This is a genomic window from Chitinophaga qingshengii (genome assembly GCF_014529935.1).
GTDB lineage: Bacteria > Bacteroidota > Bacteroidia > Chitinophagales > Chitinophagaceae > Chitinophaga > Chitinophaga qingshengii.
Genome location: NZ_JACVFC010000001.1, coordinates 1,472,739 through 1,485,121, shown reverse-complemented (window position 1 = coordinate 1,485,121; position 12,383 = coordinate 1,472,739). Strand labels below are relative to the sequence as shown.

The following is a 12,383-nucleotide window of genomic DNA, read 5'->3' as shown; positions in this document are numbered from 1 at the left end:
GAAGCTGTTATAAAACACAACAGCCATCCTGTGAATAGTGGATGGCTGTTGGGGTAGAACGGATAGGGAAAATTACATGACAACGGCTGCATGTTTGAATGTGCCCATTTTTTTCAGCATAATATCTGCTGTCTGTAAAGCGCCTTCCACCCATCCCTGGGCGTCGGAATAGGCTTCGCCACAGATATACAGCGGGCAGTCAGGGATCGGATGGGCAATCTTTTCCCTTACTTCCCAGCTTTTCACGCCGATGTTCCAGCTGTTCCATCCACCGCCGAAAGGATCTTCGCCCCAGTCACGGAAAGCGGCGCTTTTAACTTCGGGTGTGGCAGGAATGTTGTGGACCTGCGCCAATTGTCTGGATATTTCATTCACCATCCGGCGGGGTGCTTCATATTGTTGCCATTCCTGGTTGAGGCCAAACATAGCGACGCCTTTAGGAATGCCCAGGTTATCATCGGCGCCTTCAAACGTGTCGGTGTAGGCTTGGACCCGGCCGATACGCCAGGCGAGACTACGTTGTGGACGCAGGCCATCCCAGTAACCGGTGTTGTCGCCATCATCGTAACTGGCCAGCAGCATGGATTTGCCTTCTTTGATCGGGTTACCGTGTTCATCGGGCCAGTAGTAAGTCTGACGTACCGGGATATCGGTCACAGTACGACCCTCCTTTATGTGATCGTAATTTTTAGACGTTGGTAAATGCGCCCACCACGGTTCGTCGTAGGTAGTGAAAAGTTTAAACAGCGGTCTGCCGGTAACACTGGCAATAAGGGAATGTATCTCCTGTAACTTCGGGCTGGCAGGTGTCAGCAGATCCAGCGCGCGGCGAGGCATGGCGAGTATCAGCTCTTTGGCGAGTACTGTTTCACTACCGAAGTCAAGCTCGAAGTAACCCTCTTTCCATTCAAAGCCCCGCAGTTTTTTGTTGAGATGGATGGTGCCGCCGAGGTTTTCGAAGAATTTCGCCAGTGTAATGGGTACCTGTTGGAAACCGTTGGTGAAACCTTTGTATTTCGCGTCAACACCGAAATCCGACAGGTACCAGGGAATAGCATCGGCGGCGTTCCAGTTCACCAGCGTGGTATTATAACCGCCTGCATCCAGGCAGAACTGGTATTCTTCGCTGGTGATCACCATATACAGCAGGTTCCAGAAGCCCCATTGGTACAATGGTACGCCGTCATACTCGGCTGTTTGTACCATTTTGCGGCGTTCTTCTTCGGTGGCCTCGAGGATACCTGGAACAATTTTTTCGATAGCGTTGACGATGATAGCGCCAGGACCTTTGTCGTCTCCCGGCGGGAGTTTATACGGTACTTTAGCAAGGTCATGTTGGAAGTCATCCAACCGGAGATGTGTACCCCGCAAGTAGGCGATGTTCTGGGGCTTGTCAACGGGGAAGTCGAACAGTTTTATCTTTTCTGCTTCCGGTAGCTCGTGGTTCAGTTTACCGATGAGGTCTTTAATACGGGGCTGTACTGCTTCCAGGATGCGCATGCCTCCTAATTCGGCCACCATATTGTCGGAGCCGGGAGGTCTTAAGGAGAGCAGCCGTCCGCCGATATGGTCGGAGCCTTCATAGAGTGCGATCTTCTTGGAGTCGCCATGTTGTTGTTTGAGTTTCCAGCCGCTGTAGACGCCGGAAACGCCGCCACCGATGATGGCGATATCCAGTTTTTCGTTTGTCATGGGGTGTTTGTTTAGCAGGTTATAGTGAGTAGTCAAAAAAGAGCGGGCATGTTGACAGGTACGTGTCCATTGCCATTTTTACTGCCGGCAGCCGACTTGGCCAGCGCTGCTACGCCGTCGCTATGAAATACATCCAGCGGCGGTTGCATAAAGTAATGCTGGTTAATGACAGCATCCCGTGCAATTTTTGAGGTGTCTGTCGGGGTGGCAGGCGTATCCTGTGCTATACGCATATCCAGTATGTACGAGGTTTTTTGTGCCAGCACATGTTCTATTGCTTTTTCAATGGCATCCATTACATCGCCGGGTTTTCTCACGAGTTCGCCGGTTTGACCGCCGAATGCTTTGGCGAGGCTGACATAATCGATTACCGGCGCTTCCAGCCGGAGATAGGAGGGGTCCATGGTTTTGGGATGCCATTGATATCCGGGAGCTTCTCCATAGGCGGATACCACTTGTTGCAGTCCTACCTGCAGGGTATGATATTCATGATTATTAGTGATGATATAAAGGATGGGCAGCTTTTCATGTGCGGCAGTCCACCAGGTTTGCGGATAAAAAAGGGCAGACCCGTCACCAACTGCGTTGATGACCAGTTGAGGCGTAATTCCTTGTACGGTTTGTTGTTCCAGCTTAATACCGATAGATGCCGGCATAGACCAGCCGAGCGAGCCGCCGGCTACACAGTAATAGCTGATCGGTTTGGATCCCTTGGGGCCAAAAGGCAGATAATATTGGAAGGGTGCACTGTCGGACACGGCTTCATGAACATATACATATTTGTCTGTCAGGCCGCGTCTTTCGATGGCGTCTTTTAAGGCTTTGGCGATCACCACGCTCCATATCTTTTTCTCGCCCATAGCCATTTGCAGGTAGTTGTTCCATTTTTCGGTGCGTTCCGCATCGAGCGCCCGCATCTGTTCATTACGTGCGGCCGCGCCTTGTGGTGGTTTGGCTTTGATGTATTTATTCAGGATGGGCAGCGTGGTTTTGATATCACCAAAGATGGCGGCTTCACCGTAGTAGTTTTTGCCGATGTCCCAGGTGTTATTGGTAAGATAAATCTGCTTGAGGTGTTCTGGGAAAAGCGGGCCGTCTGCATATTTAAAAACAGCCAGCTGGGCTTGTGCGCCGAAGCCTATGAGAAAGGCCAGATCATGTTTTTTAAATACGTCCTGGATACCGCCCTGGGTACCGGGTAGTTCGCCCTGCCAGTGGTAGTCGTCGTTGGGGAAGTTGGCGACGCTGCTGAAAGTTTGTAGTACTACCGGTGCGCCGATCAGTGCAGCCAGTTCCTTCATTTCTTCCCAGGCATCGGCGTAACCTACGGCATCGCCGGCAACGATCACGGGACTTTTGCAGGCCGCCAGCAGGTCGGCAGCCTGGCGGATGCTAGCCTCGTCGCCGGTGAAATGAGGAGAGATACGGGTAACACCTTTTACCTTGTCGGTATCTTTGATGGCGACCATGGTGAAGTCCCACGGAATGGATACGAATACGGGACCATTAGGGGGCGCCATGGCTTCTTTAAAAGCACGTTGCAGTACCAGCGGTATCTCCGCCGGGGTGCGTACTTCATGCGCCCATTTGGTATATTCGCGGGCCAGTTCCACCAGGTTAGAGGCCAATAAAGGTTCCTGGGTAACGAGTTCATTCTGTTGCTGGCAGCAAAGAATCACCAGCGGCATCTCCGAGCGGTAGGCGTTGAAGAGGTTACCGATACTATGTGCAATACCCGGCGTAACATGTACCACCAATACGCCGGGTTTGCCGGTCATCCGGGCGGAGCCCATCGCGGCGCCGATGGCGATGTTTTCATGCAGACATTCTATGTAACGGACGCCATTGGCTTCATAACTGGTGCCGTCAATAATGGGGATTTCATTGGTGCCCGGGACGCCAAAAATATAATGGATACCCAGGTCTTTCAGAATGTCGAACACGTAGTCCCGTGTCCAGCGTTGCACATTTGCAGGGGTCTTTGCCATAAATGGGAAAATGTTTTGGAGTGATGGAATAGACAGATCTTATCAGGTACGCCTGATAGTTCTGTCGGGAACAAAAAAACAATGTTGCCTATACAAATCATGAAATGTAGGTTTAGGAAAATGCCGGTCCTGGTGATAGTAACTGCCTTTGCTGAATGTCTTATTTTGAGGGTGAAAGGTTTTTTATGGATAGTTAGTTTTCCTAATCATTAAAGATTACTAAGATAATAATGATTTTTTCAACGACCAATTTTTTATGCTGATAATGGCGCAGGTGAGTAGCAGGAGTGTTCAATGCGCCGAAAATGTTGATATTTTTTTTATTAACTTGGATAAATAACCAAGACCAGGTCCCATGAAAATAGCTACTTATAATGTCAACGGTATTAACGCCCGGCTGCCGGTATTGTTGCGCTGGTTAAAGGAATCAGCGCCCGATGTGGCGTGTTTGCAGGAGTTGAAAGCGCCGCAGGAGAAATTTCCGGAGCTGGCCATCAAAGAAGCGGGCTATGATGTCATCTGGCATGGCCAGAAGAGCTGGAACGGCATCGCTATCCTGTCGAAGGTAGGGATGCCGCAGGAAATCAGGAGAACATTGCCGGGAGATGAGGAGGATGTACACAGTCGTTATATGGAAGCGGCTATCAACGGCGTGTTGATTGGATGCCTTTATTTGCCTAATGGCAATCCTGCACCGGGACCGAAGTTCGATTATAAGCTCAGCTGGTTCAAACGGCTGACAGACCATGCCAAAGAGTTGCTGTCACAAAAGACGCCGGTTATCCTCACGGGAGATTATAATGTTATGCCTGCGGATATAGATGTATATAAGCCGGAGCGTTGGGTAGATGATGCCCTTTTCCGGCCCGAGGTAAGGGAAGCCTTTCATACGTTGGTGGCACAGGGATGGACAGATGCCATCCGCAAGCTGCATCCTGATGAGAAAATCTACACTTTCTGGGATTACTTCCGTAATGCCTATGGAAGGGATGCCGGCCTGCGGATAGATCATTTCCTGCTGAGCCCTGAAGTGGATAAACGTCTCACAGCAGCAGGGGTAGACCGCCACGTGCGGGGCTGGGACAAATCCAGCGATCATGCTCCGGTATGGATAGAACTAAAAAGCGCGTGATCAGGCTATGCTGGCTACCTGTGTGAGTACTTCCAGCAGTTCTGCCTGGAGGCTTTGACCTTTATCCTGGTTGTACCACTGTTGCAGCTCAATTTTCACGCGCTCAAAATCTGCGTTTTCCGCTTTCAGCTGATCGTACAACACCTGGGCGCCAGCCGGACGGGGGCCCCATACCGCCATATCCTGGCCGTCGTTGTCACGGATTATCAGTTTAGGGATAGACTTACCGCCGTTGGTCAGGTATTGTTCTATGAGGAAGGGCGGTGCATCGCGGAGCTGTATATCCAGTTGTATCAATGGGTTGATCGCCGCTATTTTAGACAGGAACGGTACGATATGTGCCGCATCGCCACACCAGGGTTCAGTGATGATCACCCATTGCTGAGGGACGGTGATGTTTTTCGCCGCTGTGGTCACGGCGGCGTTGATAACACCGGTTTTCAGCCAGCGTTGTTGTCTCGACCAGTTGAGTTTGGTATAGTTGAGATAGTCGGGATTGTTATAGGGTGCTTTTGGGTTGGTTTCTTGCAGGATGTTTTCAAACAACTGCAGATAGTCTGTAAAATTCATCTTTCACATTTTTTATGATTGCAGGCCGGAAATAATTTTTCGGAAAGCGACGGCAGTGTTGTGAACCTGTACAAGCCATTCTTCTGCTGCGGCGCCATCGGCGCCATCCGTGATATATTTCAGGCACAAAAAAGGTATATTCTCTTTCATCGCCACCATCGCCAGGGAATAGGCTTCCATGTCGATGACATTGTAATCGGCCGTTACATGGCCGGTTTCAAAATTGTCGCCGGTACCGCAGATCCCCTGCTGGAGGCCATCTAACGAAAGGCCGTACTCCAGCACTGGTTCCAGGTTGGAGAAAGGCGTTTCATATTTGCGATAGCCCAGGCCGGTAACATCCATGTCCCGTTGAATAAACCGGGTGCAGCAAACGATTTCACCGCGTTTAAAGGTGTTACTGCCGGCGGAACCCAGGTTGACGATCAGGCCGGGTCTTTCTTCCTGTAGTCTTTTAGTCAGGTTAAAAGTGGCATTCACCTTCCCGATTCCGGCGATCAGGATATTATCATGATTAAATTCCTCCGCTGCTTCTGAACTGAGTGCAAAAACAAAAAGAGGCCGCTGGTTCAACAGTTGGGTGATATGCTGTGTTGGCGCTGGTGGTCCTTGAATCATACGTGTATACTACGGTTGGGTTAGTAATGTTTAATCGCCGCAAAGTTACGGTAAACTTTGCTACCGGAGCGGCGTTTTGAGGGGTGGTAACCTGTGGGATACCGGTTTATTGCCTTACATTTCCTACTTTGGAAGTTATATGAACCCGCAACAACAATTAACGCATGCCCTGGACCAATGGGTGGCGTTCCTGGATGATTATTCTTTGGAGATGATGTGCAGGCCAACATCGGCTGCGGCCTGGTCCCTGGGCCAGGTATATGTGCATATTATCGATGATACCGGCTGGTACCTGGAACAAGTCGCTATGGCCCTGTCGGGCGATGACCATCACGACCAGGAGATGACGGAGGAAGGCCGGCAGATACTGGCCAACGGCTTCCCGGATATTCAGATTGCTGGCCCGGCCACCAATACGGTGATTCCGCAACCGGAAAGCCTGGATGTCTTAAAGGAAGGGTTGTTATCTATACGGGACCAGGTAATGGCGATGCAGTTGAACGACGCGAGGGGTAAAACACAGCATCCCGGTTTTGGGTATTTTACGGCGGCGGAGTGGCTGCGTTTTGCGGAAGTGCATCTGCAACACCACCTGCGCCAGAAAAAAAGGATCGATGCTGCCCTGTTTGCCGGCAACACGGTGCATTTATCGGTACAGATACAGGCATCGGCCGGAAAAGTATGGGAGATGCTTACGCAGCCGGATAAGATTAGCTTATGGATGATGGATACGCCCGTACAGGTTTATTCCGATTGGAAAACAGGTAGTCCGTTGGTATTCCGGGGCGACTTGCATGGTCTTCCCTATGAACACAAAGGAATAATCGTAACACTGGAGCCGGAGCAGGTGCTGGCTTATACCCATTGGAGTACTTTGTCCGAACGGCCGGATGAACCAGGGGAATACGGTGTGATCACCTTCCGGCTGACCGGCACCGGGGCTGCTACTGTTCTGGACTTCACCCAGACGAATACCGGTAAATACGCCACTCATCAACATATCAAATTTTACTGGACTATTGCGTTGGGACTGATTAAAAAGCTGTGTGAACAGACTGCTTAACCCCTGTCGGTTTTGTTCTATTTTCCGGCGCTAAGGGCAGGTAATTTTGGAGAAAAAAGAAGATGAAACACCTGATCCTGCTCCTTACGCTGTTAAGCGCCACCCATGCCGCTATCGCCACCACCCCCGAAGACGATAAAGAAAAAGCCCTGCTGGTGCTGCAAACCAAATGTAATAGCTGCCATGTCCGTAATAATCCTTTCCGCATTTTTAAAGAAAGGAATATGGACCGGAATGCAAAAGACATCTATAAACAGGTGTTTGTAAAAGGCCGTATGCCCCTGGGTAACGATGTAAAACTGACCGAAGGGGAACGGGAAACGCTGAAGAAGTGGCTGGAGGCGAATATGTAGTAAATCTTAAATATTATATTATTTTTAATTATTTATCTGATTGATAATAATAATATTAAATAATATTAACAAGATCTGTATAGTAAAATTGCAAAATCTGCATAGTTTTTATGGTTTTTCATTAACTATATCCATATTTTATTGAAAAAATATTTCTAAGTGCGATGTTTTGTTAGCGAATATTTATAGTTTTGCATTAAATGTTGAAATATATCCAAAGCAATCTTATACTAACTAACAAGATGATCACTGTAACTGCAAAAACAAACGATATCCTCCATTTGGAGAAGGGAATATCCCTCATCAAGGATTTTTTCCCGGCACAATTAGGCCGACGGTTATCGCTGACCAAGGTGTCAGCCCCTTTGTTCGTTCAATCCGGTACCGGATTTAATGACGACCTGAACGGCGTTGAAAAACCAGTAAAATTCAACCTGAAAAATGTCCCCTATCCGGTGGAAATTGTTCAGTCACTGGCGAAATGGAAACGCGCCCGCCTTTTTGAATTGGGCCTGGAGCCGGAACAAGGCATCGTCACCGACATGCGGGCTATCCGTCCGGATGAAGTGGTGTCGCCGATTCACAGCTTCTACGTTGACCAATGGGACTGGGAAAAACGTATCCTGGCAGAACACCGCCGCATCAGCTACCTGAAAGACACGGTAGAACAAATCTACCAGGCTATCCTGGATACCAATGCTATGCTGGAAGAAGCACATGAACGTACCCTGGACTTACCTTCTTCCGTGTATTTTATTGATAGTGAATCATTGTTGAAACGTTACCCCGGCCTTACGCCCAAAGAAAGGGAAAACCGTATCGCCAAAGAATATGGCGCTGTGTTTATCATGGGTATCGGTGGCCCCCTGTCTGATCAGGCGGTACATGATGACCGTGCCCCGGACTATGACGACTGGTCTACGGCCAACGAAGAAGGTTTCTTTGGTTTGAATGGTGACCTGATTCTCTGGAACCCGGCTATGAACAGTGCGCTGGAACTGTCTTCCATGGGCATTCGTGTAGATGCATCTTCACTGCGGGAACAACTGGCGCTGAAAGACTGCCGGCAAAGAAGTGAATTGCTGTTTCACAGCAATGTACTGAACGGCGTATACCCGTTGAGTATAGGTGGCGGCATTGGCCAGTCACGCCTCTGCATGTTCCTTTTACAACGTAAACATATATCTGATGTGCAATCCGGCATCTGGCCGGAAAGCCAATTATAATTACTTCCTGCCATCCATCAACCAGGATATTAGAAAACAGACAGCCGTCTCCGTTAGAGAGACGGCTGTCGTTTTTTAATTCAACCAACGCAGGAAATTATCTGCTTCGTTTAAGAACCAGGCCGGTTTGTGGTACATGCCACACAGTATCATCCGCTGGCTGGCGGGTATTCACCGGGAGGCCTTTCCTTCTTTTTTAACGGCAAAGGAATAATGCTGTGCATGGCTTTCCGGCGTATTGAAGGCGATATAAACGCAGACCAGCACCAGGATGCGCACGGGGACGTATTTAAAGAACGGTAACATATTGTAGTTGATTTAGGTGGTTGAATGCCGGTACAAAGAGAAATATTCTGTCTTCAGTATAAAAATCAATTTGACAAGAAGCCGGTTCCAAAGGACGAAATAACGGTTTCCGGACAGAAGGCGCCTGCTGTCGACCGGTAACGGACCGGAACCGCATTTGATCCTCTGTCAGCCTGTTTTCGTCAATAAGTATTGTTAACTTAAAGAAGCCTTGTTACCTTGTTGCCTTATGCGATCGTTTTTCACCAAATATAAAGGAGTACATATTCTCTTTTGGGTAGTTAGTCTGATAATATGGACCTATGCCACGATGAACAGCTATCATGTTGGCGTATGGGAATCCCTGCGTAACAACGGGTTTTGGCTGATTGGTCAGGGGATACTGGTATATACTATTTTATATTGGCTGATGCCCCGTTTCTTTTACAGCAAACGTTACTGGACGTTCGGACTTAGCTCCGTGGCACTGTTGATAGTTATCTCCCTGCTGATATCCTGGTTGATGACTACCCTCATACAGGGAGATCATCCCCATGTGAAACTGGGTAGTGTGCTTTATTTCTCCTTCTTTATTGCCATCACCAATTTTTATGTTTGTTTTTTCTTTATAGCGGCGAAGGCCGTAAAAGATAAGCTGGAAGCGGACCGTCATCACCGGGAAGCAGAAAAGGCGCGGGCGGAAAACGAATTACGTTTCCTGAAATCGCAAATGAATCCGCATTTCCTTTTCAACGCGATCAACAGCATTTATGTATTGATCCGCAAGGACCAGGAAATGGCTGCCAGTACGCTGGCTACTTTCGCAGACATGCTACGGTACCAGCTATACGAATGCAATACCGAAACTATTCCTGTGGACCGGGAAGTGGCGTATCTCAATAACTATGTGCAGCTGGAGAAAATTCGTAAAGGCAACGCCTTGCAGCTGGACTACCGGGTCGGTGAAAACGTCCGGCATTTTGCGATAGCGCCATTGCTGGTGATTCCTTTTGTGGAAAATGCCTTTAAGTACGTATCTACCTATACGCAGCAAACGAACCATATCCGGATACACCTGGATCATCAGGACGGTACTTTCCTGCTGACGGTGGAGAACAGCGTAGAGCCGGTGCTCAACCGTCCGCTTGCCAATGGCGCCGGTGGCATCGGTTTGGAAAATGTAAAGCGGCGGCTGGAGCTGATTTATAAGGGCCATTATCATTTAGAGATCATTCCGGGGGATACTATTTATAAAATAATACTGACGATAAAAAATATATGAACCTGCAATGTATTATTGTTGACGATGAGCCTTTAGCCAGAGAAGGGTTGGAACTGCTGCTCCGGGAAACGGGTTTCCTGGACCTCGTAACGGTTTGTGGCAATGCCATGGAAGCCAGTCAGGTATTGGGAAAAGAAAAAGTGGACCTGATGTTCCTGGATATTGAAATGCCGCGGGTACGCGGGATTGATTTCCTGAAGGGACTTACCGCTCCGCCACTGGTAATCATCACCACCGCTTATCCCCATTTTGCACTGGAAGGTTTTGAACTGAATGTGCTGGATTACCTGGTGAAACCCATCACACCGGAACGTTTTCTGCGGTCAGTGAACCGCGCGCGGGAGGTATTTAGCGTTAAACAGGCGGCTACGCCGGAAGTGGATTTTTTCTTCATCAAAAGCAATAACAGTTATGAGAAAATAAATTATGATGATATTCTCTATATAGAAGGTTCGCAAAACTATGTAACTATCTACACCCGGCAGGGCAAGTTCCTGACACTGACTACCCTGAAGTCTGTAGAAGAACAGCTGCCACCGGGAAAGTTTTTACGCATACAGAAATCATTTATTGTAGCAGTGAATAAAATACAGTCCCTTTCCGGCAATGAAATCACCATAGGTGCACATAAGATTCCTGTCAGTAAAATTTATAAAGATGAACTGATGCAGTTGATCGATAAACATCTGATTAAAAGATAAATCTCTTTAAACAGGAAAGCCCCGGGCGAGATGCCGGGGCTTTCCTGTTAATATTTCTCTTTCCGGAAAACAGGGGTCCACTTGCTATGCGGCTCAAAATGTTTCCACAGGAAAGCGGAGATGCTGCGGATCATTTCCACCGCTTCATTATCAGCCGCCCAGCGCTGGTCCTGGATATTTTTAGTGCCGATATAAAATACATAGTTACCATGAGGTGCGTTGACCAGCACTACCTCCGAGCGGGATTCGTTGACAGAGCCGGTTTTGGCGGCGGCTTGCACATAGGGCGGTATCTGGGTAAGCGCCTGTTCATCGTAATAGCCTTTGGTCATCAGCCGGTACATCCGTTCACTGGACTGACGGCTGATCACTTCTCCCCGGAAAATTTTTGCTACCAGCGTAGCCATTTCGCGGGGAGTGGTTTGTCCCCAGCCATATATTTTCCGGTTTTCTTCCCGTCCGGGTGTACGGGAGTTTACGCGGGTATCCTTTAAACCATATTTTTCCATCAGGGTATTGACAGCGGCGCCACCGCCTGCCAGCTGCTGATTCCAGAGGGAAGTAGTGTTATCGCTGTAAGCCATCATGAGCGCTGCCAGGATGCTGACTTCCGTTTCGGAGCTGTCTTTGAAGAACTGCATCAGTCCCGACCCGCCTGTTTTGGCGGAATCGCGGTAATACAATGTTTGATGATAGCCCAGTTCGCCTTTGTCCAATTTGTCAAACAGACCTACCAGCAAGGGGATCTTTACAATACTGGCGGTGGGGAAAAGTGTATCAGCGTTGATTGCAGCCCATTCACCGGTCTCCAGCTGCTGTACATATATGCCTGCGGTACCTTTGAATTTGTCGACAATCTGCTGCAAACCTTGTTGCAGCCGGGCATCCGGTTTTTTCTTCAGTTGGGAAAAAGCCATGACCGGGCAAAGTAGTAATGCCAGGATAGTGAATCTGCGCATAGGAAAAGATAAAATGTTCCCGGAAAAGATATAAAGAAAAGCGGAGGAATAAAAGTACCTTAGTGCATCATCCAATGCCCTATGCGTCTATATATTCTTTTTGTGTTCACTCTGATGAGCCTGATAGGGTGTATATCTTGTCGTCAGGCTTCACCAGTACCGGTAAAGGCAGATAGTATTGTTATCAAACTGGCAGCAGGGTATCAGCAGGGTAGAGGTTTATTTCGCCGCTATTGTTCTTCCTGTCACACGCCACCGGAGAAAAAGATGGCTGATAATTATATGTTTTCCCACTTGTTTGACAGGATGCCCGCTCCATCTACTCTGTATTTTATCCGTTATGTGCAGGACAGCAAAGCGCTGAAAAAGGCAGGGGATACCTATGCTATCGAAATAGGACAGTATTGGGGACTTAATTACAATCATCATTTCAGAGATAGCATGACTTTAACGGAAATAAGAAGCCTTATTGTATATATACGGGTGGCAACGAATAGAAAATAAAAAAGATTTA

At 48.5% G+C, this 12,383-nt stretch carries 13 protein-coding genes; 7 read left to right on the top strand and 6 right to left on the bottom strand.

Annotated features, from left to right (window positions below):
* Positions 1-72: 72 nt before the first annotated feature.
* Together ICL07_RS05435 and ICL07_RS05430 are read right to left on the bottom strand one after the other, a co-directional pair.
* The gene (locus ICL07_RS05435; protein ID WP_188086906.1) at positions 73-1,692 is read right to left on the bottom strand and encodes a flavin monoamine oxidase family protein; all 1,620 of its coding nucleotides are present in this window, start codon (positions 1,690-1,692) and stop codon (positions 73-75) included.
* 32 nt (positions 1,693-1,724) lie between these two features.
* Positions 1,725-3,680: a thiamine pyrophosphate-binding protein gene (locus ICL07_RS05430; protein ID WP_188086905.1), complete on the bottom strand. Its 1,956-nt coding sequence runs from the start codon at positions 3,678-3,680 to the stop codon at positions 1,725-1,727.
* A gap of 355 nt (positions 3,681-4,035) precedes the next feature.
* Between ICL07_RS05430 and xth the strand changes: the two genes are divergently transcribed.
* Positions 4,036-4,812, top strand: a complete 777-nt coding sequence (xth, locus tag ICL07_RS05425; protein WP_188086904.1) for an exodeoxyribonuclease III — start codon at positions 4,036-4,038, stop codon at positions 4,810-4,812.
* On the opposite strand, the gene ICL07_RS05420 is transcribed toward xth, so the two are convergent.
* Complete coding sequence (locus ICL07_RS05420) at positions 4,813-5,382, bottom strand: thioredoxin family protein (protein ID WP_188086903.1); 570 nt, start codon at positions 5,380-5,382, stop codon at positions 4,813-4,815.
* Between the two features lie 12 nt (positions 5,383-5,394).
* On the bottom strand, positions 5,395-6,000 hold the full coding sequence (locus tag ICL07_RS05415; RefSeq protein WP_188086902.1) for a 5'-methylthioadenosine/S-adenosylhomocysteine nucleosidase family protein: 606 nt from the start codon (positions 5,998-6,000) through the stop codon (positions 5,395-5,397).
* A 139-nt stretch (positions 6,001-6,139) separates the two neighbouring features.
* Between ICL07_RS05415 and ICL07_RS05410 the strand changes: the two genes are divergently transcribed.
* The 3 genes from ICL07_RS05410 to asnA all read left to right on the top strand — a co-directional run bounded on the left by ICL07_RS05410 (position 6,140) and on the right by asnA (position 8,642).
* Positions 6,140-7,063, top strand: a complete 924-nt coding sequence (locus tag ICL07_RS05410) for an SRPBCC domain-containing protein (RefSeq protein ID WP_188086901.1) — start codon at positions 6,140-6,142, stop codon at positions 7,061-7,063.
* 62 nt (positions 7,064-7,125) lie between these two features.
* Positions 7,126-7,416, top strand: coding sequence for a hypothetical protein (locus ICL07_RS05405; protein ID WP_188086900.1), 291 nt, complete (start codon positions 7,126-7,128; stop codon positions 7,414-7,416).
* 242 nt (positions 7,417-7,658) lie between these two features.
* A complete protein-coding gene (asnA, locus tag ICL07_RS05400; RefSeq protein ID WP_188086899.1) occupies positions 7,659-8,642 on the top strand; it encodes an aspartate--ammonia ligase in 984 nt (327 codons plus the stop codon).
* A 171-nt stretch (positions 8,643-8,813) separates the two neighbouring features.
* Here the strand turns inward: asnA and ICL07_RS32595 are convergent, their stop codons facing one another.
* Positions 8,814-8,948 carry a hypothetical protein gene (locus tag ICL07_RS32595; RefSeq protein ID WP_281389428.1) on the bottom strand — a complete coding sequence of 45 codons (135 nt, stop codon included), beginning with the start codon at positions 8,946-8,948 and terminating at the stop codon, positions 8,814-8,816.
* Between the two features lie 229 nt (positions 8,949-9,177).
* Between ICL07_RS32595 and ICL07_RS05395 the strand changes: the two genes are divergently transcribed.
* Positions 9,178-10,209 (top strand): sensor histidine kinase, encoded by a 1,032-nt coding sequence (locus ICL07_RS05395; RefSeq protein WP_188086898.1) that lies wholly within the window; start codon positions 9,178-9,180, stop codon positions 10,207-10,209.
* Positions 10,206-10,910 carry a LytR/AlgR family response regulator transcription factor gene (locus tag ICL07_RS05390; protein WP_188086897.1) on the top strand — a complete coding sequence of 235 codons (705 nt, stop codon included), beginning with the start codon at positions 10,206-10,208 and terminating at the stop codon, positions 10,908-10,910. The genes ICL07_RS05395 and ICL07_RS05390 overlap by 4 nt, the downstream gene beginning before the upstream one ends.
* A gap of 47 nt (positions 10,911-10,957) precedes the next feature.
* On the opposite strand, the gene ICL07_RS05385 is transcribed toward ICL07_RS05390, so the two are convergent.
* Positions 10,958-11,869, bottom strand: a complete 912-nt coding sequence (locus ICL07_RS05385) for a serine hydrolase (RefSeq protein WP_188086896.1) — start codon at positions 11,867-11,869, stop codon at positions 10,958-10,960.
* Positions 11,870-11,950: 81 nt separating this feature from the next.
* Here ICL07_RS05385 and ICL07_RS05380 point away from each other — a divergent pair, with 81 nt between their 5' ends.
* The gene (locus ICL07_RS05380; RefSeq protein ID WP_188086895.1) at positions 11,951-12,373 is read left to right on the top strand and encodes a cytochrome c; all 423 of its coding nucleotides are present in this window, start codon (positions 11,951-11,953) and stop codon (positions 12,371-12,373) included.
* Positions 12,374-12,383: the final 10 nt, after the last annotated feature.

Excerpts from the sequence above, each read along its gene's own strand:
- ICL07_RS05435 (WP_188086906.1), bottom strand. The coding sequence starts at position 1,692 with ATGACAAACGAAAAACTGGATATCGCCATCATCGGTGGCGGCGTTTCC.
- ICL07_RS05430 (WP_188086905.1), bottom strand. The coding sequence starts at position 3,680 with ATGGCAAAGACCCCTGCAAATGTGCAACGCTGGACACGGGACTACGTG.
- xth (WP_188086904.1), top strand. The coding sequence starts at position 4,036 with ATGAAAATAGCTACTTATAATGTCAACGGTATTAACGCCCGGCTGCCG.
- ICL07_RS05420 (WP_188086903.1), bottom strand. The coding sequence starts at position 5,382 with ATGAATTTTACAGACTATCTGCAGTTGTTTGAAAACATCCTGCAAGAA.
- ICL07_RS05415 (WP_188086902.1), bottom strand. The coding sequence starts at position 6,000 with ATGATTCAAGGACCACCAGCGCCAACACAGCATATCACCCAACTGTTG.
- ICL07_RS05410 (WP_188086901.1), top strand. The coding sequence starts at position 6,140 with ATGAACCCGCAACAACAATTAACGCATGCCCTGGACCAATGGGTGGCG.
- ICL07_RS05405 (WP_188086900.1), top strand. The coding sequence starts at position 7,126 with ATGAAACACCTGATCCTGCTCCTTACGCTGTTAAGCGCCACCCATGCC.
- asnA (WP_188086899.1), top strand. The coding sequence starts at position 7,659 with ATGATCACTGTAACTGCAAAAACAAACGATATCCTCCATTTGGAGAAG.
- ICL07_RS32595 (WP_281389428.1), bottom strand. The coding sequence starts at position 8,948 with ATGTTACCGTTCTTTAAATACGTCCCCGTGCGCATCCTGGTGCTGGTC.
- ICL07_RS05395 (WP_188086898.1), top strand. The coding sequence starts at position 9,178 with ATGCGATCGTTTTTCACCAAATATAAAGGAGTACATATTCTCTTTTGG.
- ICL07_RS05390 (WP_188086897.1), top strand. The coding sequence starts at position 10,206 with ATGAACCTGCAATGTATTATTGTTGACGATGAGCCTTTAGCCAGAGAA.
- ICL07_RS05385 (WP_188086896.1), bottom strand. The coding sequence starts at position 11,869 with ATGCGCAGATTCACTATCCTGGCATTACTACTTTGCCCGGTCATGGCT.
- ICL07_RS05380 (WP_188086895.1), top strand. The coding sequence starts at position 11,951 with ATGCGTCTATATATTCTTTTTGTGTTCACTCTGATGAGCCTGATAGGG.